This is a genomic window from Aeribacillus sp. FSL K6-2833, assembly GCF_037965815.1.
Taxonomy (GTDB): Bacteria; Bacillota; Bacilli; order Bacillales; family Aeribacillaceae; genus Aeribacillus; species Aeribacillus composti.
The window spans coordinates 2,136,261-2,157,426 of sequence record NZ_CP150189.1; the positions used below are offsets into that span (position 1 = coordinate 2,136,261).

19 protein-coding genes, 2 tRNA genes and 1 pseudogene are annotated in these 21,166 nt (G+C 39.1%); 11 read left to right on the forward strand and 11 right to left on the reverse strand.

Annotation, left to right across the window (positions count from 1 at the left end):
• Positions 1–5: 5 nt before the first annotated feature.
• Entirely contained in the window at positions 6–968 is a 963-nt protein-coding gene (locus NSQ94_RS10435; protein WP_066246623.1) for an MBL fold metallo-hydrolase, read from the reverse strand.
• Positions 969–1,115: 147 nt separating this feature from the next.
• On the opposite strand from NSQ94_RS10435, the gene NSQ94_RS10440 reads away from it, so the two are divergent.
• Together NSQ94_RS10440 and NSQ94_RS10445 are read left to right on the forward strand one after the other, a co-directional pair.
• Positions 1,116–1,192, forward strand: a tRNA-Pro gene (locus NSQ94_RS10440).
• Between the two features lies 1 nt (position 1,193).
• Positions 1,194–1,281: transfer RNA gene (locus NSQ94_RS10445), tRNA-Ser, on the forward strand.
• A 169-nt stretch (positions 1,282–1,450) separates the two neighbouring features.
• Here the strand turns inward: NSQ94_RS10445 and NSQ94_RS10450 are convergent.
• The gene (locus NSQ94_RS10450) at positions 1,451–4,597 is read right to left on the reverse strand and encodes an efflux RND transporter permease subunit (protein ID WP_066246621.1); all 3,147 of its coding nucleotides are present in this window, start codon (positions 4,595–4,597) and stop codon (positions 1,451–1,453) included.
• 149 nt (positions 4,598–4,746) lie between these two features.
• Between NSQ94_RS10450 and NSQ94_RS10455 the strand changes: the two genes are divergently transcribed.
• Entirely contained in the window at positions 4,747–5,604 is an 858-nt protein-coding gene (locus NSQ94_RS10455; protein ID WP_063389586.1) for a TetR/AcrR family transcriptional regulator, read from the forward strand.
• A 36-nt stretch (positions 5,605–5,640) separates the two neighbouring features.
• Here NSQ94_RS10455 and NSQ94_RS10460 read toward each other — a convergent pair whose 3' ends face one another.
• Entirely contained in the window at positions 5,641–6,831 is a 1,191-nt protein-coding gene (locus NSQ94_RS10460) for an MFS transporter (RefSeq protein WP_063389587.1), read from the reverse strand.
• Between the two features lie 317 nt (positions 6,832–7,148).
• On the reverse strand, positions 7,149–7,292 hold the full coding sequence (locus NSQ94_RS10465) for a hypothetical protein (RefSeq protein WP_165381921.1): 144 nt from the start codon (positions 7,290–7,292) through the stop codon (positions 7,149–7,151).
• A gap of 151 nt (positions 7,293–7,443) precedes the next feature.
• Between NSQ94_RS10465 and NSQ94_RS10470 the strand changes: the two genes are divergently transcribed.
• Positions 7,444–8,076: a CoA pyrophosphatase gene (locus NSQ94_RS10470; protein WP_066246620.1), complete on the forward strand. Its 633-nt coding sequence runs from the start codon at positions 7,444–7,446 to the stop codon at positions 8,074–8,076.
• Between the two features lie 21 nt (positions 8,077–8,097).
• Here NSQ94_RS10470 and NSQ94_RS10475 read toward each other — a convergent pair whose 3' ends face one another.
• Together NSQ94_RS10475 and NSQ94_RS10480 are read right to left on the reverse strand one after the other, a co-directional pair.
• Positions 8,098–9,438, reverse strand: coding sequence for an MATE family efflux transporter (locus NSQ94_RS10475; RefSeq protein WP_063389603.1), 1,341 nt, complete (start codon positions 9,436–9,438; stop codon positions 8,098–8,100).
• Positions 9,439–9,585: 147 nt separating this feature from the next.
• The gene (locus NSQ94_RS10480) at positions 9,586–10,320 is read right to left on the reverse strand and encodes a glucose 1-dehydrogenase (protein WP_066246619.1); all 735 of its coding nucleotides are present in this window, start codon (positions 10,318–10,320) and stop codon (positions 9,586–9,588) included.
• Between the two features lie 552 nt (positions 10,321–10,872).
• On the opposite strand from NSQ94_RS10480, the gene NSQ94_RS10485 reads away from it, so the two are divergent.
• The 4 genes from NSQ94_RS10485 to NSQ94_RS10500 all read left to right on the forward strand — a co-directional run bounded on the left by NSQ94_RS10485 (position 10,873) and on the right by NSQ94_RS10500 (position 13,943).
• Positions 10,873–11,193: a hypothetical protein gene (locus tag NSQ94_RS10485; RefSeq protein ID WP_066246618.1), complete on the forward strand. Its 321-nt coding sequence runs from the start codon at positions 10,873–10,875 to the stop codon at positions 11,191–11,193.
• A 105-nt stretch (positions 11,194–11,298) separates the two neighbouring features.
• Positions 11,299–11,775, forward strand: a complete 477-nt coding sequence (msrA, locus tag NSQ94_RS10490; protein ID WP_339230734.1) for a peptide-methionine (S)-S-oxide reductase MsrA — start codon at positions 11,299–11,301, stop codon at positions 11,773–11,775.
• Between the two features lie 276 nt (positions 11,776–12,051).
• Positions 12,052–12,384, forward strand: a complete 333-nt coding sequence (locus tag NSQ94_RS10495; protein WP_066246616.1) for a DUF485 domain-containing protein — start codon at positions 12,052–12,054, stop codon at positions 12,382–12,384.
• A gap of 20 nt (positions 12,385–12,404) precedes the next feature.
• Complete coding sequence (locus tag NSQ94_RS10500) at positions 12,405–13,943, forward strand: cation acetate symporter (RefSeq protein WP_066246614.1); 1,539 nt, start codon at positions 12,405–12,407, stop codon at positions 13,941–13,943.
• 481 nt (positions 13,944–14,424) lie between these two features.
• Here the strand turns inward: NSQ94_RS10500 and ilvD are convergent, their stop codons facing one another.
• Positions 14,425–16,101 carry a dihydroxy-acid dehydratase gene (gene ilvD, locus NSQ94_RS10505; protein ID WP_066246612.1) on the reverse strand — a complete coding sequence of 559 codons (1,677 nt, stop codon included), beginning with the start codon at positions 16,099–16,101 and terminating at the stop codon, positions 14,425–14,427.
• A 163-nt stretch (positions 16,102–16,264) separates the two neighbouring features.
• The gene (locus NSQ94_RS10510; protein ID WP_063389744.1) at positions 16,265–17,044 is read right to left on the reverse strand and encodes a TIGR00266 family protein; all 780 of its coding nucleotides are present in this window, start codon (positions 17,042–17,044) and stop codon (positions 16,265–16,267) included.
• 1,001 nt (positions 17,045–18,045) lie between these two features.
• Between NSQ94_RS10510 and NSQ94_RS10515 the strand changes: the two are divergent.
• From NSQ94_RS10515 to NSQ94_RS10525, 3 genes and pseudogenes are all read left to right on the forward strand, one after another.
• Positions 18,046–18,123 (forward strand): annotated as a pseudogene (locus NSQ94_RS10515) (hypothetical protein); the annotation flags it as partial.
• A 51-nt stretch (positions 18,124–18,174) separates the two neighbouring features.
• Positions 18,175–18,357 (forward strand): hypothetical protein, encoded by a 183-nt coding sequence (locus NSQ94_RS10520; RefSeq protein ID WP_339230766.1) that lies wholly within the window; start codon positions 18,175–18,177, stop codon positions 18,355–18,357.
• Between the two features lie 57 nt (positions 18,358–18,414).
• On the forward strand, positions 18,415–18,675 hold the full coding sequence (locus NSQ94_RS10525) for an EamA family transporter (RefSeq protein WP_339229025.1): 261 nt from the start codon (positions 18,415–18,417) through the stop codon (positions 18,673–18,675).
• Between the two features lie 481 nt (positions 18,676–19,156).
• On the opposite strand, the gene NSQ94_RS10530 is transcribed toward NSQ94_RS10525, so the two are convergent.
• From NSQ94_RS10530 to NSQ94_RS10540, 3 genes are all read right to left on the reverse strand, one after another.
• The gene (locus NSQ94_RS10530; protein WP_339230736.1) at positions 19,157–20,008 is read right to left on the reverse strand and encodes an NAD(P)/FAD-dependent oxidoreductase; all 852 of its coding nucleotides are present in this window, start codon (positions 20,006–20,008) and stop codon (positions 19,157–19,159) included.
• A gap of 76 nt (positions 20,009–20,084) precedes the next feature.
• Positions 20,085–20,945 carry a DUF421 domain-containing protein gene (locus NSQ94_RS10535; RefSeq protein ID WP_066246610.1) on the reverse strand — a complete coding sequence of 287 codons (861 nt, stop codon included), beginning with the start codon at positions 20,943–20,945 and terminating at the stop codon, positions 20,085–20,087.
• Between the two features lie 14 nt (positions 20,946–20,959).
• Positions 20,960–21,166: a DUF1657 domain-containing protein gene (locus tag NSQ94_RS10540; protein ID WP_063389730.1), complete on the reverse strand. Its 207-nt coding sequence runs from the start codon at positions 21,164–21,166 to the stop codon at positions 20,960–20,962.

The window sequence follows — 21,166 nt, forward strand, 5'->3', positions numbered from 1 at the left end:
AAGCCTTATCTATTTTCTGCTTTTTGCAAGTAATCAATAATCCCTTGCGCACAAATGCCCATATCGATTTTTAAATACTCGTGCACTTGATGATCTTCGGAAATATGTTTTTTCTTTAAGTAATCTTGCAGCGTGCTGTACAATCTATCAGATAGAAGCTTTGATCTTTCTTCAAACGGCAAGCTTCCATGCTCTTTTACAACCGCTTTGCCTTGATCTACAAAAATGTCCAGCCAATATTTTAGCTGTTTATAAACTTCCTCTGGATGCTCGCTCATGCCAAAATGACCGAAAAATATTTTCGAAACGTTTAATGCTTCGATTCTTTCACATGATTCAAGCATTTTATCCGGATCAAACTGGTTAGGAGAAGTAGACGGCAAATAAAACTCTAAGTCTGAATCTAAGAGCATTGAATAAAAAACTCCGATCGTGTCGCCGGTAAAGATGCCGTTGCTTTTGGAATCATGTATACAAAAATGGTGATTTGCATGACCTGGTGTGTGATAAAACGTCAGCACGCGATCATCGCCTACTTGAAGCGTTTCCAAATCTTCTTTTACAACTAGCTGGTCTTCTGGCACGGGCAAAATCGGATCAAACAATTTTTGAAATTGCTCCTCTCCATACACCATTTTGGCGCTGGCAATTAATCTGGATGGATCTTGCAAATGACGTTTCCCGCGGGGATGGACGAACACTTTTGCTTTTGGGCAATGTTTAAGGAAAAGCCCGACACCTCCCGAATGATCTAAATGAATGTGCGTAACAATGATGTTTTGAACATCCTTCGGATCAATTCCTAAACTATCAAGACCTTTTAATAAATATGGGACAGACGGGCTCGCGCTTGTTTCGATGATGGTCAGCTCTTTTTCGTGAAGAACGTAAGCCCCTGTTCTGTTTTCTAATCCTAAGTCAAAAAGATCAATTAATGTGATGTCATCGCCAATGTTTTGTACCTTCAATGTTATGTGACTCCTTTCTTTTATTTGCCTACTACATAATTCAACAAAAAAAGATTAATTTCCTTTTCCAAACTTTTTGTTGATTGGTTAAAATTTTTTGATGACAAATTTTTTATTTTAATATATAATATCAATGCTGACGTTTTTCGGGAAGTAGCTCAGCTTGGCAGAGCACCACGTTCGGGACGTGGGGGTCGCAGGTTCAAATCCTGTCTTCCCGACCATGGAGAAGTACCCAAGTGGTTGAAGGGGACGCACTCGAAATGCGTTAGGGCGGGCAACCGCCGCGTGAGTTCGAATCTCACCTTCTCCGTTTAAAAAACGCGCTTTTTAGCGCGTTTTTTTATTGCCGGAATTTGAATAATTGACCCTTTTAAAAATTTTTCAAAACAATTGATATTCTTATTTTCATAAAAACTGTTTCAGCAAGTTATGCAAAAAACCTGAAAAGCCTATTCAGTGCTTTTCAGGTTTTTTGCTTATCATTCCTCGATTGGAGCTTTTCTTCTAAATTTGCTTAATACTTCATAGACGATTGGAACAATGATGAGAGTCAGCAAAGTCGAGCTGGTCAATCCGCCGATGACGGTTAAACCAAGTCCTCTCGAGATCATGCCTCCATCTCCTTCATAACCTAATGCGAGAGGAAGCAATGCTCCAACTGTTGCCAGCGCAGTCATTAAAATCGGTCTTAGACGAGTTGCCCCTGCTTCAATGAGCGCATCTCTTGTAGAAAGTCCTTCACGCTCTTTATGAATGACACGGTCAATTAACACAATCGCATTCGTCACAACAATACCGATTAACATGAGCGCACCGATCAAAGCTGAAACGCTCAATGTTTCTCCCCCAAGCCATAGCGCTACAAATCCGCCGATGACGGTAAATGGAAGTGAAAATAGAATGGCAAAAGGCGCAAGTCCTTGACTAAACGTAACCACCAGCACAAAGTAGACAACAGCGATGGCAGCGAGCATAGCCAATCCTAATTGTGAAAACGACTCATTGATCTGTTCGGACACTCCACCTGTTTCAATGTTCACACCAGGCGGCAATTCTAAACCATCTATTTTCTTTTGAATGTTTGCATTTACTTGGCTAACGTCATTAGTAGTAATCTCTCCGCTGACTGATACTGCAAATTTTCCGTCGCGTCTAGTAATCGTATTGGATGTTTCGCCTTCTTTTACTTTCGCTACATCTCCAATTTTCACATTCATGCCAAGTGGGGACTGAATGGTTTTCTTTTTCATCTCATCAATCGAATCAAATGTTTGCTCTTCCCCTTCAATATAAACTTCAATGTCTTGACCTTCTTTTTGGATTGTTGTTAAAACCGGCCGTTCATGGTGTTGGCTTAATGCCATCGCAATTTGCCCAGCGGTCAATCCTAGCTTGCTCATCTTTTCTTGATCAACAACAAACGTGAACTCATCATAAGTTTTCGATAAACCTGATTCGACATTTTTCAAGTTTTTTTCATCTTCCAAGATTTTTTGCACTTTTTGGGCGACAGGCTCAATATCTTCCATCGAATCGCCAAACACATACAATGTGTACTCATTGCTTGCCATCATCATGTCAATGGTGCCCCAATCGCCTTTTTCGTTCGTTAATTCATTTAAGTCTTTAACAATTTTCTCCTTTTCTTTTTCAAAATTCGGTGTGTCATCTTCATACATAATAAAGAAAATGGCCTGATTTCGATTTCCAGGATTCATCGGATTTTCGCTTCCGACAGACAATTGAATCGTTTTTACATGATCACGGTCGACAAGGAAATCTTCTGCCTTCAATGCGATATCTTCTACTTCTTCCAGCGTTTGCCCTGGATCCGGATCATACGTTAAGATAACTTGCTTTTCTTGTTCATTCGGCAAAAAGCTTACACCGATGACAGGAATTAAAAACAGACTGGAGACAAGAAGCAGAATCGCAATCAATGATGTTATCCATTTATGGTTCAAAGACCAATTTAATATTTTTTTATAGTTAGTAACCAAAAAGCCAGCTTCCTTTTCTTTTTCGCCTTTCCGTTTTACTCCTTTTTTAAATAAAACGTGAGCAAGTGCCGGCACAATAGTAATCGCCACTAAAAGGGACGCTAAAAGCGAGAATACAATCGTAAGGGCAAACGGCATAAATAGCTGTCCGACCATCCCTTCGACAAATGCGAGCGGCAAGAAAACCGCTATCGTCACAATGGTTGAGGACATAATAGGAATAAACATTTCTTTTGTCGCTGCAATAATCAGCTCTTTCCCTTTTAACGGCTCCCCTTTTAATGTCATCCGTCTGTAAATATTTTCAATGACGACAATCGAATCGTCAATGACGCGGCCGATCGCCATTGTGATAGCTCCAAGCGTCATCATGTTCAACGTGATGTCCATTTCACGCAAAATGATTAATGCAATTAATATGGAAAGCGGAATTGACACCACGGAAATCAACGTTGAACGAATGTTGCGTAAAAACAGCAAAATGACAATAACTGCAAAAATCGAACCGAACAGAGCTTTATTCAGCATTGTTTCAACAGATTTTTCAATCGGTTCTGCTTGGTCCAGCGTTGAAACGACTCCGAGGCCTTTATATTCGTCTTTTAATTCATCCAATTTTTCTTTTACTTTATTTACGACTTCAACTGTATTCGCATCAGTAGCTTTTACAATTTGCAGTCCGATTGCTTCTTTTCCGTTCGTTCTTGATACGGATTCAGCTTTTCCGACGATTTCGATATCGGCAATTTCTCCTAATTCGACTGTTGGCAATTCAATGCTTTGCTGCTGGATCGCCTGATTTGGCGCTGCACCATTTGCTCCAGACAAACCGTTTGGCACTTGGCTCATTTGCGCCTCTCCGGCTTGCTGCCCTTGTGCTGATCCTGTGACTGGGATTTTAAGCTTTTTCAAATCGTCAATTGTCGTAATATTTCCGTCAACGACAACAGACTTTTCCGTGTCTTTAAATGTATAAAGACCTAATGGCGCACGGAGATCCGCACCTTGAATATAATTTTTTATTGTTTCCTCATTTAGCCCGAGCTCTTTTAATTTGTCTTGATGAAAAACAAGCCGCCCCTCTTCTACCTGCTGTCCAGAAGTTACAATGCTTTCTACTCCATCAATTCCTTTCAATTCAGGAACAATGATGTCTTCAACCAGTTCAGTTAATTCAGGAAGTGTTTTTCCTTCATCAAAAAAGCTCACTGTATAAACAGGGAAAGCGTTCATGCTAAATCTTGCAATTTTAGGCTCTCCTGCTCCATCAGGAAGTTCGACTTGTTCGATTGCCTTTTCAGCTTCCTCTTCTGCTCGTTCCATATCTTTTTCAAATTTGTATTCGATTTGAATAGAAGATGCATTTTCAAACGAATTAGAGCTGACGATTTCCACCCCGTTCAAATTGCGAACAGCTTCTTCAATAGGAACCGTCACTTTCTCTTGTACTTCTTCAGGGGTTGCACCTGGATATGTAGTCGTAACACTTATGATGGGAGTGTTTATGTCCGGGATCGTCTCCAGCTTCATATTAAATCCAGAAAATAGTCCCGCAAAAATTGCAATGATAGTTAAAATCCAAATAGCCAGTTTATTACGGAGCGAAAATTTAATAATGTTCTCCACCAAGTCCCATTCCTTTCATGAAGATTTGACAATTCTCCTTTTTTTATACATACTTATAGTAAGTTGACTATATAGTCATTATAATTGACCGGTTAACTAGTAGTCAACTAAACTAATAAAATTTTTTCCGACAATAAGGGGATGTTCATGTGAAAGAAAAAGAACGTTTAATCATTGAAGCTGCGATGAAGCTGTTTGCTCGAAAAGGCGTTTCTTCCACCTCCATCCAAGAAATTACCAATGCATGTGGCATTCCGAAAGGTTCGTTTTATTTTTATTTCAAGTCAAAAGACGAGCTGTTAATTAAATTATTGGAGCAGTTTTTTAGTCAGTTAAAGAAAAAAACGGAGCAAATCGGGGCAAATTACGAAGATCCAAAAGAGCGGTTTATTAAACAATTGTCAGTTCAATTAAAAGAATTTTTGGCGCATAAAGAAATATTTATTACGCAGATGCATGAAAATTTAAAAGAAAATAATGAAAAAATTGATTCGTTGTTACAAAACCTAAGAAACGATTTTTTTCATTTTTTAACAAACAATCTGAAAAACATTTACGGCAAGTCAATTGATAAGTATATAGCAGATGTAAACATTATCGTTCAAGGAATCTTTTTTTCATTCATTCAGTTCCTCATATTTGAAAATAGGGTGAGAGTAGATGAGGAAAAATTGGCAAAATACATTTTGCAAACAGCAGATGATTTAGTCAAAGGAATGCTGGCAAAACAAAATGACCCCATCATTCCAGCTGAGATCATGACCAAAATGTTCAATCATCCTCAATCCCCTAGCCATCCGTTGAACATTTTAAATGAGATAAAAGAAATGAGCCGTTCTATAATCGATGATGGACAGTTAAACATTACGATTGAAGTGTTAGAAGCTGAAATAACGGCTGAAAAGCCAAGAACTCCGGTCATTAAAGGAATGTTGTCAAATCTCCATGAATATCCTGAACTACGCTACTTGGCCAATCAACTAGCTGATTATTTTCAAATTAAATGAGCCTCTAAAGGGTTAATTCCTTTAGAGGCTGTATTTTTACTCCAGCTCCAACGCTTTTGTTTCTTGTCCAAACAATAGAACAGCTAGTGCTCCAATAATAATGGCAGCGCAAAAAATTGAAAAAATGGCTACCATGGAAACTTTGAGAGCGGCTAAATAACCAACTAATAAAGGTCCGAAAATGCCACCAATTCTTCCGAACGATGCGGCCATTCCCGCACCTGTCCCGCGAATTTCTGTTGGATAAAGCTCAGGTGTATAAGCATAAAGCGCTCCCCAAGCCCCTAAGTTAAAAAATGATAAAAAGATTCCAGATATTAAAAGCTCAGCCGTTGTATCGGAAAATCCGAAAAAGAATGCGCTCAGTGCAGTGCCAAATAAATAAAGAGAAAGAACAAATTTTCTACCAATTCGTTCAATGAGCCACGCCGCACTAAAGTATCCCGGAAGCTGTGCAATCGTCATAATAAGAACATACTCAAAGCTTTGCACTAAACTGTAGCCTTTCATCATCACAACGCTTGGAAGCCATAAAAACATCCCGTAATAAGAAAAAACAACAGAAAACCACAACACCCAAAGTACAGCTGTTTGTTTTACATATTTTTTTGACCAGACAGCTGCGATATTTTTCCATACATTTGATTTTGTTTGTATCGATTTGAATTTTTTTGAATCCGGAAGCTTCATGCGCAAATAAATCGCATAAAAAGCCGGAAGAGCTGTTAAAATAAGGGCGAGACGCCAGCCAAATTGAGGAATAACAAAATAAGATATAATTGCCGCGATCAACCATCCTGCAGCCCAAAAACTTTCAAGCAGCACGACCATTCTTCCCCGATCCTTTGTCGGCGAGCTTTCTGATACTAGCGTTGATGCTACTGGCAATTCACCTCCCAGCCCCATGCCGATAAAAAATCTTAACAGCAAAAATACCGCTAATGTGGTTGTAAAAGCCGACAGACCGCTGCCGATCGAAAATAACAATAATGTGATAATAAAGACAGTTTTTCTGCCAATTTTGTCTGACAAAAGACCGAAGAAAAATGCCCCTACAGCCATGCCGATCGAGTTGATGCTCCCGATCCAGCTCATTTGTTCTGCCGTCAAATTCCAATCTTCTTTTAACGCGGCAATGATAAAAGATAAAATGCCGACATCCATTGCATCAAAAAGCCATGCGAGTCCCGCAATGCCTAATAGCTTTTTTGTTGACATCTCTTTCATCTTGTCAACTTCACCTCTTTCTGATGTCTTTACATATGTTTTGTTATATGTAAACTATATCATATTTTACATAATTGTCATGTTTTTTGTTTTATAAACGAAACATAATATTGTGCCATCGGCATATGAATCCTATAATCGCAATTTCAGACCATCTTTGCAGCGTTTCATTTATTGCAAAAGGTACAATTCCTTGAAATTTCTACTTTCAGAGAAATCCTTAACAACTAAAAAAGATCCACAGAAATCATTTATATATTCTGTAGATCTTCGCCATTTAAAAAGGAATAGGAGACAGCATTTTGTCTATAAAATTTTTATTTTTTGTTTTTTGTCCCATCTTCTACGGTATAGGCTTGACCATATGCTTCACGGGACGGTTCATATAAGTCATGTACATCCGTTCTTCTTTCGAGTTCCGTTTGTTCATGTGTACGTTTTTTGTTTTTAAACCACTTCATTTTTGCTCACCTCTCATATATATCATCATCTTCTTATTTATTGTTGCGAAATTTTTTACGTTTATTCGAAAATATGCATGCCATTCGCCAACCAGTTCTGTTTTTCATTTATAATGAAATTAATCGATTATGTTAGATTGAAGGTGACAGTATGGAGATCGAAGATATTATAAAGAAGGTTAAAAATCATACTCCGACGATAATTGGGATGAATCGTTTAGTAAAATTTGCGGTATTGCTTCCGTTTATGCGAATAAATGATGAAGTTCATTTGTTGTTTGAAGTACGCGCCAAAAAATTAAAAAGGCAGCCCGGCGAGATTTGTTTTCCAGGTGGGAAAGTTGAGCCGACCGATCACGATGCAAAACATACAGCTATTCGCGAAACATCAGAAGAGCTAGGTATTTCAGCCGATATGATTCAGCATGTATATCCGCTTGATTATGTGATGACTGCCTACGGAACGGTTGTTTATCCTTTTGTTGGCATGATCGACCCTGACGCTTCGTTAGAGCCAAACAAAGACGAAGTCGGCGAAGTATTTACAGTTCCTTTTCAATTCTTTTTAGAAACGAAGCCAGAAATTTATGAAGTTCATTTTCGGGCAGAACCTGAAGAAAATTTTCCTTATGAAAGCATCATCGGGGGAAAAAAATATAAATGGAATTCACCGAAAATAGAAGAACATTTTTATTATTATAAAGATAAAGTGATTTGGGGGCTGACAGCCCGGATGATCTACTATTTTATCGATATGCTGGAGAGCGAGCCATCCCTAAAATAGCTTTATGGGATGGCTGTTTATTTAAGCTGTACCGTGAAACAATTCTTTTTTCCTCCACCCGCCGAGCCTAAAATATAAAAAGGCGAATAAGCTGGAAATAACAAAGCTGACGCCCATTCCGACACCGATGCCGTCTTCGCCGATCCAATTGGAAAAAAGGTATGTGAGCGGGTAACGCAGCACCCAAAACGAGATGATGTTTAAAATTAAGACTTGCATCATCGCACCAGATCCACGAACAACACCGTTTAACACAAAATTGATGCCAAGAAACGGATAGAAGAAAGCGACGATTTTTAAATAATTCACACCAAATTGCACCGCTTCTTCCTCCTGGATAAATAATTCCACACCAAAACGGGCGAAAAAGAGAATTAGCAATGATATCAAAACCATAATAGCTAAATTATACATCAATCCATATTGAGCAATTTTATAAACTCGATCCCATCGATTTGCACCAATGTTTATGCCTGCCAAGCTGTTGACAGCAGTTCCGAGGGCCATTGCGGGAAGCAAGATAATATTATCGAGCCTCTGAGCAGCGCCGAATCCGGCCAGCGCGTCTTCGCCAAAACTAGCTACAACGCTCATGATCGCCGTCACTCCAGCGGAAATGACCATCATTTGCATGCCGGACGGAACCCCGATTTTTAAAATAAGAGAAACTTCTTCTTTTTTCGGCATACGCGGCCATGTAAAAGGAACTAATTTGTAATGAATCGCCAAATATATTCCGAATAAAAAGGCGATCCCTTGGGAAATCACTGTTGCATAAGCCGCTCCGGCTATGCCGAATTGAAATCCAGAAATAAATAATGGATCTAAAGCGGCATTTAAAAGAACAGCCAAAACAACAAAATAAACCGGGGCTTTGCTTTCTCCAAGCGCACGCATCAATGTCGCCACAAAATTGTAGCCGAATAAGAAAATAATTCCAAGAAAATTAATTCGCAAGTATAAGGATGCATCTGCAACTAAACTGTCAGGTGTTCCAAGCAAAAATAAAATCCGTTCGGCAAAAATAAATCCAAAAACTCCAAGCAAAATCGATAATATAAACAGCGTGACAACAAAGGCATTCACATACCGTTTCAACCCTTGTTCATCGCGTTTTCCTTTTAATTGGGACAAAATCGTTAATGTTGCTTGGTTGATCCCGATTATGAAAGAAAGAATTGTGAAAATGACAGTTCCAGAGAGAGACACCACCCCTAATGCACGAGCCCCCAGCAAGTTTCCAACCCATAAACTGTCAATTATTTGATAAGAAACTTGAAGCAAGTTCGTTAATAAAATAGGCGAGGAAAAAGTGATGAGCTGCTTTAAAATATTTCCTTCTGAGTAATCCGTCTGTTTCATCCAAGAATCACCTTTTTCTTTCATCTTACATTGACGCAGCCTTCGAATAAGCAAAGTGCCGCTCGGTGAAGGATTTACGACCACGTCCTGCTGAGAGCTTTTTTTGAACGAATGGGGCTCTCTTGCTTCCTTACCTTTTATCAAGATTTATTCTTCATATATCATTTTTTTCGTCATGCCGCCGTCAATAATAATATTTTCTCCCGTAATAAAATCGTTGTCGGGATGAGTTAAAAACAAACACGCTCTGGCAATATCATCCGGTTTTCCGACTCGCTTTGCAGGATGCTGTAGATGATCACGCTCAGTAAGCAGTTCATAGTTGTTCGTTTCAATCCAGCCGGGGCTTATACAATTGACTCTGATTTTGTCTTCCCCCAATGAAATAGCTAAAGCGTGTGTTAAAGCAACGATGCCGCCTTTAGACGCAGCGTACGCTTCCGAATCTTTTTCAGACATGAACGCTCTTGTTGAAGCAATATTAATGATCGAACCTCCCCTTTCATTTTCTCGCATATATTTTGCAGATTCCTTTGCAAATAAAAATACGCTGCGAAGATTTGTTTGTAATATGTCATCCCATTCTTCAACCGTTAGCTCATAAAGAGATTTAAATCTTGAAACACCTGCATTGTTAATCACAATATCGATTCTTCCCGTTGTATGTTTGACCGTTTCTATTAATTTGATGACGTCCTTATGATTTTTGACATCCGTTTTGATAAACGTCGCTCCATATTCCTCAGCTGTTTCCTTTCCTTTTTGTTCATTCACATCCGCTATCACAACTGTTGCTCCTTCTTTTGCATAGGCGGAAACGATCGCTTTCCCGATCCCTTGTGCACCGCCGGTTATAATGACTGTTTTTCCTGCAAAGACCATGTCGATTCCTCCTCTTATCGTTTTTTAAAATCCTGCTCTTGTTTTCGATTACTTCCGTTGGAAATAACAGGGTCAGCCCCACAATATTGAAAATTTTCATTTAAAGATAGACTTTTTTCGTTGAACGCAGAAACCGTCTAAAGATCTTTTATGCAAGCTTTTTTCCTCCTTTTCGCTTCGGCTGCTTAAAAGGTTGGTTTCACCATCTTGTGTTCGAGCTACTAGTTCAATCTGGCTGCAAAGCTCGGAAGCTTGCAACCTTCCCCTCCCCTAAATCGAAAAAAGAGTCCCCCTTGAAAAAGATTGACTGTTAGCTCAGAAGACACGCAGCCTGATATAAAAAGATCCACTCTACTCGCCTAAACGGAAGCGAATTAATTTTTTTGTATTGCCTTTTTTCGGCTACAGATTTTACATTTCTTCAATTTAGTCGCTTTTAGATAGCTCACTCATTTATTATATCATTTATAAACTTAATCAATTGACAACAACGTGCAGCATACATAAAATACAATTAAACAGATCGGAATAAAAGTCAGAAAGGAGATACCTTTGGCAATTAAATTGACAACTGTTTTCATCTTTGTTTCCATGATTATCTCATGGCTGTTTGGCATCTATTCGCTGTCAAAGTTTTACACACCAACAATCATCATCCCGATTTTTAACAATTATTATTGGTCTACTCCATTTGTCGGAATGTTAGGTTTAACTGTTTTCTTTTCCATCGTATCAGTAGCGGCATTTTTTATCTTGAAATATAAAAATTTTAGAAAACGAACCGCGATCTATTCTATAGCCTCCATTTTATGGATAGCTATTATCGCTGGGCAATTTAAAATTTTACTGTTTAATCTCGGGATTTGCCATTAACTTTATGATATTATTAAACTTTAACTCATTCTAACTGGACCAGGAGTGAAGAAATTGGAGAAGAAGCTAGAGAAAGCAACATTCGCCGGAGGCTGTTTTTGGTGCATGGTAAAACCTTTTGACCAGTGGGACGGCATTGAGAAAGTCATTTCTGGTTATACGGGCGGGCATGTTGAAAATCCTACTTATGAACAGATCAAAACAGGGACAACTGGGCATTATGAAGCGGTACAAATCGAATTTGACCCAACGGTGTTCCCATATGATAAGCTCCTTGAAATTTATTGGCAGCAAATCGATCCGACCGATGACGGCGGACAATTCCACGACAGAGGCAGTCAGTACAGGACAGCCATTTTCTATCATTCAAATGAGCAAAAAACGCTGGCAGAACAATCTAAACTCGCCTTAGCCAAAAGCGGAAAATTCAATAAACCGATCGTAACCAAAATTTTACCGGTTGCGCCATTTTACCCAGCAGAAGAATATCATCAAAATTTTTATCAAAAAAATCCAGAAGCATACAAAAAAGATCGGGAAATCTCCGGACGGGATGAATTTTTGCGAAAGCATTGGAAATAAAAATGATCGAAACAGTAAAATCTTACAATAGATTTTACTGTTTTTTTGAATGGCCATCACTGACTATGCATTCATTCAGCTTCCTGATTTCCGGACATCCAAACGCATTTGTGTAAACGATTCCATTTTGTGTGTCAATGCAGCCTCTCACTTCCAAAATGTTACAAACAAAATTTTGAAAACGTTTTACAAAAATGATTGACTATTTTTTTAGCATAACTTATTATTGTAATTGACAAAAAATTACGAATATTACCAAAGAAAGGGGATGGTACAATGGAAACATTCGGAAAGGAAAAAGAACAGGGGGAGCGCGTTCTCGATTATGAGAAAATTGTTGCAACGAGCAAATTTCAACAGTTGATTCAAAAAAAGCGGAATTTTATTGTACCCATTATAATCGTTTTTCTCATCACTTACTTTTTATTGCCGATTCTCACGGGTTATACATCCATCTTGGAGCATAAAGCAATCGGATGGATTACATGGACATGGCTCTATTCGCTTGGTCTTTTTGTCATGGTTTGGGTGTTCGCTACGATGTATGTAAAAAAAGCGGAAACATTTGACCAATTGGCGGAAGAAATTATTGAAGAAAATATAAAATAAAATAAGGGGGCTGCACTTTCATGAGTGTACCAGCATTTATTCTGTTTTTAATCATCCTTTTAGTCACGTTATATATCACGTATTGGGCTGCAAAAAGAACAAAAACCGCAAACGAATTTTACACAGCCGGCGGAGGCTTGACTGGGTGGCAAAATGGACTTGCGATAGCTGGAGACTATTTATCAGCCGCATCATTTCTTGGTATCGCAGGCGCCATCGCATTGAATGGATTTGATGGTTTCTACTACAGCATCGGCTATTTAACCGCATATCTCTTCGTTCTATTCATCGTTGCAGAGCCTCTCAGAAATTTAGGAAAATATACACTCGCAGATATGATCAACTCAAGATTCAGTGAGAGAAAAGTCCGTGCAACAGCTGCTCTTAGTTCCATCACAATTGTTATATTTTATATGATCGCACAGCTTGTTGGTGCAGGTGCACTCATTAAATTGTTATTGGGGATTGAGTATTGGATCGCCGTATTGATCGTTGGAGTCATGATGACCATTTACGTATTATTTGGAGGAATGACAGCAACTAGCTGGGTGCAAATCATAAAGGCTTTATTGCTTATGGCAGGAACGGTCATTATTTCATTCCTTGTTTTATTGAAATTTAACTTTAATATCGTTGGCATGTTTAACGAGATGTCACAAGCGACTCCACACGGCGAAAATTATTTGCATTCAGGAATTGTATATAAAAATCCGCTCGATTTACTTTCCATGATGCTGGCCTTAGTGTTGGGAACGGCAGGGCTTCCTCACATATTAATGCGCTTTTTTACCGTTAAAGATGCACAAACTGCACGTGCGTCAGTCGTTAATGCAACTTGGGTTGTCGGAATCTTTTATGTCATGACAATCTTCTTAGGATTCGGTGCAGCCAAATTTGTCGGTTCAGAAACGATTATAGCCGAAAATCCTGCTGGAAATATGGCGGCGCCGCTGCTTGCGAAAGCACTTGGAGGAGATTTCTTAATGTCCTTTGTTTCTGCAGTAGCTTTTGCAACAATATTAGCTGTTGTTGCAGGTTTAGTTTTGTCTGGTGCGTCCGCATTCGCGCACGACATTTATGGACAGATCATTAAAAAAGGAAAAGCTACGGAAAGACAGCAAGTGTTAGCTGCAAGATGGGCTTCTGTAGGCGTTGCCGCATTTTCAATCCTGCTAGCCCTTGGCGCTCAATCATTAAATGTTGCATTTCTTGTGTCTCTTGCGTTTTGTGTAGCGGCAAGCGCTAATTTGCCCGTCATTGTTTATACGATTTATTGGAAAAAATTTAACACTGCCGGAGCGGTCACTGCCATGCTGGCTGGTTTAATTACAGCGATTGTATTAGTGTCAATCAGCCCAAATGTCATTCATCCTGAAGCTGGAAAAGCCTTTTTTGTCGGCGATCCTATTTTCCCGCTGACAAACCCAGCGCTCATATCAGTACCAGCAGGTTTTATCGGTGGTTTGATTGGTACGCTTGTTTCCGCCAAGCGGGATGAGAAAAAATATGCTGAAGTGACGTTTAAAGCCAATACTGGATATAAAGAAGCCGAAATGTAAGCGCTTGAAAAATAGATGAAGGGGGTGTCTGATAAGTCGTTTTTACGGCTTATTGACGCCCCCATTAATGTTTTAGAAACGTTGATATATCGGTGTTGTTTTCAATGGCGATTTGACTTTCTGGACAGCCCCCTTCAACTTTAAAACATGAAAAAGCCCATTTGAAATCATTAAAAAATGGGCTTTCATAATTTCATAATGAAAAAAACAATCCGTTCTCGTGCTTCTTCTGAATCCTTTCTCTGTTTTATATGCGTCAAAACGAGATGAGCAGATCTTTGTTTCACACTTTCTGTATGTTGCTTCCCCTCATCTTTCCAGCAGTATTGGATCAGAAAAATTCGCCAAATCAAGTGAGATCATCTGAAAAATGCTAGAAAGACGCGACTGTCGCGTCTTTCTAGAAATATGTGCAGCTATGAATAATATAGGAAAATCTGTCCGATTTTTAATTTTTTGAAAAAGGGGGCGGTTAGTGACGTCAAATTTTCATAATGCCGCCTGTGCTAGCAGATGTAACCAGTTTGGAATAGCGAGCTAAGTAACCGGTTTTCACTTTTGGCTCAAAGCCTTTCCATTCCGCTTTTCGTTTGTTCCATTCCTCTTCTTTAACATGCACATCAATCGTCCGTTTTTCAATATCGATCACAATACGGTCTCCTTCTTCTACAAAGGCAATCGGTCCGCCTTCCGCAGCTTCAGGTGATACGTGGCCAATCGATAAACCGCGGGATGCACCGGAGAAACGTCCATCCGTGATGAGAGCAACTTTCGGTCCAAGACCCATCCCAACAATTTGTGATGTCGGCGCAAGCATTTCAGGCATTCCCGGGCCTCCTTTAGGACCTTCGTAGCGAATGATGACAACATCCCCTTCTTTTACTTTTCCTTTCGCAATTCCTTCAAGCGCTTCCTCTTGAGAATCAAAAATTACGGCAGGGCCGTCAAAATGAGTGATTCCTCCTTGAACGCCGCCTGTTTTAATGATAGCGCCATCTGGAGCTAGGCTTCCAAATAATACGGCAAGTCCGCCTTTTTCAGAAAACGGATTATCAATTGGGCGAATAACGTTGTAATCTTTTACTTCGCATCCGGCAATATTTTCACCGAGCGTTTTTCCTGTTACCGTCATGCAGTCTAAATGAAGAGTTCCTTCTTTTTTCGTCAACTCATTTAATACGGCGGAAACTCCCCCAGCTGCATGTAAATCTTCAATATGAACATCAGATGCCGGCGCAAGCTTTGCTAAATGAGGCACTCTTTCCGCCACTTCATTGATCCGTTCAAGCGGATAATCAACGCCTGCTTCATTGGCAAGGGCTAAAGTATGCAAGACCGTGTTGGTCGAACCACCTAACGCCATATCTAAAGCAAATGCGTTATCAATTGCTTTTTCCGTCACAATATCACGAGGTTTTAAATCCATTTCGATCAATTTCATTAATTGTTTTGCCGTTTGTTTGACAAGTTCTTTCCGTTCAGGCGAAACAGCTAAAATCGTTCCGTTCCCTGGCAGGGCCAAACCTAATGCTTCAGACAAACAGTTCATTGAGTTTGCTGTAAACATGCCTGAACAAGATCCGCAAGTCGGACAGCCGTACATTTCAAGTTCTTTTAATCCGTTTTCATCTATTTTTCCTGATTGATAAGCTCCTACTCCTTCAAAAACTGAAGATAGGGAAATTTTCCGGCCGTCGCTTGTTCTTCCGGCAGCCATCGGTCCTCCGCTGACAAAAATCGTCGGAATGTTAATCCTCATAGCTGCCATCAACATACCAGGCGTAATTTTGTCGCAGTTCGGAATGCAGACCATGCCGTCAAACCAGTGTGCATTGACGACTGTTTCAACAGAATCAGCAATAATTTCTCGGCTTGGCAGTGAATAGCGCATGCCGATATGCCCCATTGCAATTCCGTCATCGACACCGATCGTATTAAATTCAAATGGCACGCCGCCAGCTTCGCGAATCGCTTCTTTTACAAGCTTTCCAAATTCTTGTAAGTGAACATGGCCTGGAATAATGTCCACATATGAATTAACAACCGCAATAAACGGTTTATCAAAATCTTCTTCTTTTACACCAGCTGCGCGCAACAAGCTTCGATGCGGTGCACGGTCAAACCCTTTCTTGATCATGTTGCTGCGTAATTGCGCCAAAATAAATCCCCCCGCTTTTAATTCCTTTTTTAATTTTCAATTAATTTTAATATTTAAATATTATACTACTATTTTATTTTTTTCACAAAGGTTTTTATTATGGCCTTTTTCATTAAAAAAAAGAGGAATCGTATGAGCCGCTTCCTCTTGTCATTGCAAATAATCAATCTCCATCAAACAAATCCCCAATTCCGCCTAAAATGCTGCCTTCATCTTTGCCTCCACTTTGCGCGGCCAAAACTCTGTCAGCTAAACGGCTGAAGGGCAATGATTGCACCCAAACAGAACCCGGTCCACGTACGGTTGCGAAAAACAGACCTTCGCCGCCAAAGAATGCCGTTTTCACTTTGCCGACAAATTCGATATTGTAATCAACATCTTTTGTCATTGCTACTAAACAGCCTGTATCAATTTTAAGTTTTTCTCCTGGGAGCAAATCCTTCTGGATAATCGTTCCGCCTGCATGAAGAAAAGCTAATCCATCTCCCTCAAGCTTCTGCATAATAAATCCTTCACCGCCGAAAAATCCTGTCCCTAATTTCCGTTGAAATTCAACTCCGACGGAAACCCCTTTTGCAGCGCAAAGAAATGAATCCTTTTGACAAATGACCTTCCCGCCGAATTCCTTTAAATCAAGCGGAATAATTTTTCCGGGATACGGAGCGGCAAAGGAAACATGTTTTTTTTCCATCTGATGATTTGTAAACACTGTCATAAATAAGCTTTCTCCAGTAATCAAACGCTTCCCTGCGCCAACAAGTTTACCTAATAAACCTTTTGATTGATTACTTCCGTCACCAAAAACTGTTTCCATTTCAATACCATCGTCCATCATCATCATGGCGCCGGCTTCTGCTATGGCGCTTTCGCCAGGATCAAGTTCAATTTCGACAAATTGCATATCGTCTCCATGAAGTTTGTATTCAATTTCATGAGCGACCATAGTTTCACCCCAATAATTGTAATTTTTTGAATATGTAATATACTCATCATAGCTCTTTTTCATCCGTATTGCCATAATTTTTTTAAGAATCTCTATGACCATAGAACCAGTGCATAATACCACTTTGAGCAATCCGTTCGATTTCTTTTTTCAATCGGGCTTCGGTGCAATATGAATGTTTTGTCCTAGGCAAGGAAAAAGAATTGCTTGCAGCAAAAAAGCCAAAGGATTAACGGCTGCTCAGTTAAACGATATATCTACTTCATTTGCAAAATGCAGATGTAACATAAAGTTTGATAAATAATCGTCTTATATAAAATTGAAAGTTTGATTAAAAATCCTGTTTATTTAGAATTTATCCTTTAAAAAAGCAAAACAGAATTTGATCGAATTTAATCGATTTAGGAGCGAGAAAATCAGCCTCTAAATCCGAAAAAACTAATGAGGTATTGGTACAGCTCGAACAGTTAATACAGGGCTGACCAGTTTATAAAGATAATATAAAAAGTTAATTGATGAAATTATCTGAGTAATAGATTTTCGAATAAACTAACATCACTGGATATGGAATATTCGTTCTGGATCGCTGCTGAAATAATTTCGCAGAAGCAATTTGAGAAATTATAGATAATACCGTTAAACAGTTTCTACTTCATAGGTATACTGTTGCCCGTGATTTTATTAGGTATTAAGCGGGTTTCTACAGTATCGTAATCGTATGAGAATGTGTATTGAACCCAAATGAGGAAAAATGAAAAAAACGGTTGGATTTCTGCTGATCATTTCTGTAACTTTGCAGCAATCTTCGTCAAATGGTCGGAAGCACCGGCAACTATACTAAGTATGTATCGTATGTATTTAGCCTCTATATTATTGTTGCCAATGATCTATGTAAATAGCAAAGATTTAGTAAGATTTCCAAAAAGGAATGGCTGATTTTATTAGCTGCAGGTGTTTTTTTAGCCTTATATTTTGCTTTGTGGTTTTAATCTTTGACAACTGTGGCCAGTTCGACGATAATACTTTCTTTGCAGCCTATAGTCGCTTTGTTAGGAGGATTTTTAATTTGCAAAGAAAGAACAACTATTTCAACTTTAATCGCTATCGTGATTTCAATTATAGGAGTAGTTATGGTTGGATGGGGTGATTTTGGGCTTAATCGCCAATCAGTCATTATTGGTGATATTTTATCCTTTTTAAGTGTTTTGGCAATTGTTTGTTATTTATTAATCGGACAAAATACGGTAAAGCTGATTTCTCATTGGATTTACAGTTTTTGTGTATTTTTTTGCTGCAGTTACTTTAACGATTAAACCTTTTTGCGAAATTTACCGATCAGCGGTTATGATTCAAAGGAATGGGGAATTTTTTTGTTGCTGGCAATAGTCCCTACAATCGCTCATGTAATATATAATTTTTTATTAAAGTATGTACACTCAGCCACTATCTCGATGAGTGTTTTATTTGAACCTATAGGAGCTACAATTTTAGCGGCAATCCTTTTAGATGAAACTGTTGTCGGTTTGCAGATTGCAGGCGGCTTCTTTGTTTTATTAGGTGTATTTTTATTTTTACTTCAACAAAGGAAAGCAGCTGCAAATGAATCTTATCGTGCAAATAATATAGAATGATTTCTTGTCTTTGATAAAAATTCCTATGTACAGCTGGAGAATAGTATGTGAAACATACACTTCAACAATTCGGGGCTTTAGTTGAAAACATCTGAGCCTTCATCGTAAAAAAATTAAAGATTGAAGAGAGCTTTTTCGCCAAAAACAAATGCTCAATCCCTATCATGTGCAGAACTTCCATTTTCGGATTCTCACTTATTTAATCACATTTACTTTCTCTGCAGCCTTGAAAGGCTGTAATCATAAATATCTTCATGTCAACATAAAGTAGGGCATCGAAACTTCCAGCGCTCAAAACAATTGATGTCCTCCCCCTCCTAGCTTTATGTTCAGTCAACTTTTTCCAATACTAATTCAAGACAAATCCGAGCATTCGCTCCTAAATTGCTCGTCATTCTTTGTCGATAACTTTTACGGTCGTAAAATCGGCAAAATAATGGAGCCCTGAACAGCTCGGAATTTTCAGATCTATCAATCAACATCAAGTCCGTTGTTCCTCTAAAAGCCGTTTATGAATCCAAATCGCTGCTTGGATTCCATCCCCCATTGCGATTGCAGCTTGTTCCGAGTGAGCCGCAACGTCTCCGGCTGCCCAAACATTTTGGACGCTCGTTTCTTTCGTCCGTGCATGGATGACTAGATGCTTATTTTCTAATCGCTCGGCGCCGAGCTGAGCGGCAAGATCTGAATGAACGCGATTGCCGCCAAATCCGAGGAAGCCTCTATCCGCCAAAAGGCGTCTTCCGCTTTCCAATTCAACTCCCTTAAACCATTCACCGTCTCTCATCACTTTCGTTAACCGTTCTTTTATGTATTCGATATTTTTATTAGAAAGTTCATTTTTTAATGCAGCATTAATTTCTTCTCCATCATGATTCACGTACTGAATGTCTTTCGTCCAGTACGTTAGTGAGAGAGCCAGCTTCGCTCCTGCTTTTCCTGCCCCCATTACAATGACCGATTTCCCATCTACTTCATATCCATCGCAATCAGGGCAAACATATACCGAAATGCCTAAACAATGCTTTATTTCTGACAGCACTTCTGGTATGCGGTCGGTAACCCCTGTTGCAATCAGCAATTTTTTTGTTTTGTATATGCTGCGATCGTCCGTTTCGATAAGGAAATCTTTTCCTTGCTTTTCGACTTTTGCTGCCAGCTTTTTCAAAAATTTTACTCCGTATTTTTCTGCATGTTCTCTTCCAAGAGTACGCAGTGTCTGTCCGCTTACCCCGTCAGGCCACCCTAACAAATTATGATAGCTTCTGCATAGCATCGATCTTCCGTTCATCTTGTCGATGACTAAAACATTATGTTTATACCTTCCAAGCATAATGGCCGCAGATAAACCGGCGATCCCGCCGCCAACAATGATGCAATCGTATGTTTTCACTTTTCCACCCTTTCAGTCAACCTTGCAAAAAAGGCGTTAATGTTTTGATCATTTCAGCTATTTTTTTTCTATTTTTTATATACATGTTTTTCGCTTCCGTATTTTCAGTTTGCAGAGCGTATAATTCAAAATCTGCCTCCACTTTTTTAAGGGATGAAAGAAGAAGCTGTTTTTCAACAGGTTCAGGCACTTTTACTTTATCATCATATAAATCAACAGTGAGTTGTCCATATGAATCGACTTGGGCTAAAAAAACATTCTCGACGGCGACTCCTAATTGATCGAGTTTTTCTTTCAGCCATCTTCGATTCAAACCGGTCGTTGAAAGAGCTTCGTCCATAATTTTTCCGTCCATTATGACGGTTTGCGGTTCTTTAACAGGGGCAACGTTCGTTTTGATATCTCCTACCGTTATAGGCTGTTTTTCTTTTTTTAACAAAATACTCAGTTCACCAGTAGTTTCCAAAATAGCAAATTCCACATCACTGGCATGATGGACATTATTTTTCCTCAATTGTTCCAACAAAGCGGCCAAAGGATATTTTTCTTTCTTTAAATTTTCCTCCATGATTTTTCCGTTTTTAATAAAAACGGTCGGTTTTCCTTCAATAAATTGCTGAAACGACGGACTTTTCATGGAAATGAATGAAATAATAACCGGAATCATCACCCATATGGCAATGCTGATAATACCGTTTGTTAAATTTAAATTCGTATCCATTGACAGTGTCCCGGCGATGTCACCAATGGTAATGCCGACGACGTATTCAAAAAAGGAAAGCTTGGAAAGCTGTTTTTTTCCCAATAGTTTGGAAATGAAAAATAATCCAGCTATTATGGCAAGTGAACGAATAATGACTTCAACCCACTCTGGCATGTTCATCCCTCTTTTCAAAAGCCTTTATACTCAGGTTCCTCAAACTCCAGCTCTCCAATTCGAGACTTTACATCATTGATAATTTCTTCAGATATTAACATGTTTTCGTGAAAAACTCGTTTCGTTTCTTCATCAGTTGACGTAATGGCCAAGTTTTGCAATCCCGCATGAATGCTTTTTAAACTGGCCAGCGTTTGCTTGACCTGTGATGCTACTGTCAA

Bases quoted from the DNA above. Each gene is read 5' to 3' on its own strand.
- msrA (WP_339230734.1), top strand. From the start codon at position 11,299: ATGGTAAAACCTTTTGACCAGTGGGACGGCATTGAGAAAGTCATTTCT.
- NSQ94_RS10465 (WP_165381921.1), bottom strand. From the start codon at position 7,292: ATGAAGTGGTTTAAAAACAAAAAACGTACACATGAACAAACGGAACTC.
- NSQ94_RS10495 (WP_066246616.1), top strand. From the start codon at position 12,052: ATGGAAACATTCGGAAAGGAAAAAGAACAGGGGGAGCGCGTTCTCGAT.
- NSQ94_RS10520 (WP_339230766.1), top strand. From the start codon at position 18,175: ATGGTTGGATGGGGTGATTTTGGGCTTAATCGCCAATCAGTCATTATT.
- NSQ94_RS10480 (WP_066246619.1), bottom strand. From the start codon at position 10,320: ATGGTCTTTGCAGGAAAAACAGTCATTATAACCGGCGGTGCACAAGGG.
- NSQ94_RS10470 (WP_066246620.1), top strand. From the start codon at position 7,444: ATGGAGATCGAAGATATTATAAAGAAGGTTAAAAATCATACTCCGACG.
- NSQ94_RS10475 (WP_063389603.1), bottom strand. From the start codon at position 9,438: ATGAAACAGACGGATTACTCAGAAGGAAATATTTTAAAGCAGCTCATC.
- NSQ94_RS10530 (WP_339230736.1), bottom strand. From the start codon at position 20,008: ATGCTTGGAAGGTATAAACATAATGTTTTAGTCATCGACAAGATGAAC.
- NSQ94_RS10510 (WP_063389744.1), bottom strand. From the start codon at position 17,044: ATGGTCGCTCATGAAATTGAATACAAACTTCATGGAGACGATATGCAA.
- NSQ94_RS10535 (WP_066246610.1), bottom strand. From the start codon at position 20,945: ATGCCAGAGTGGGTTGAAGTCATTATTCGTTCACTTGCCATAATAGCT.
- NSQ94_RS10460 (WP_063389587.1), bottom strand. From the start codon at position 6,831: ATGAAAGAGATGTCAACAAAAAAGCTATTAGGCATTGCGGGACTCGCA.
- NSQ94_RS10500 (WP_066246614.1), top strand. From the start codon at position 12,405: ATGAGTGTACCAGCATTTATTCTGTTTTTAATCATCCTTTTAGTCACG.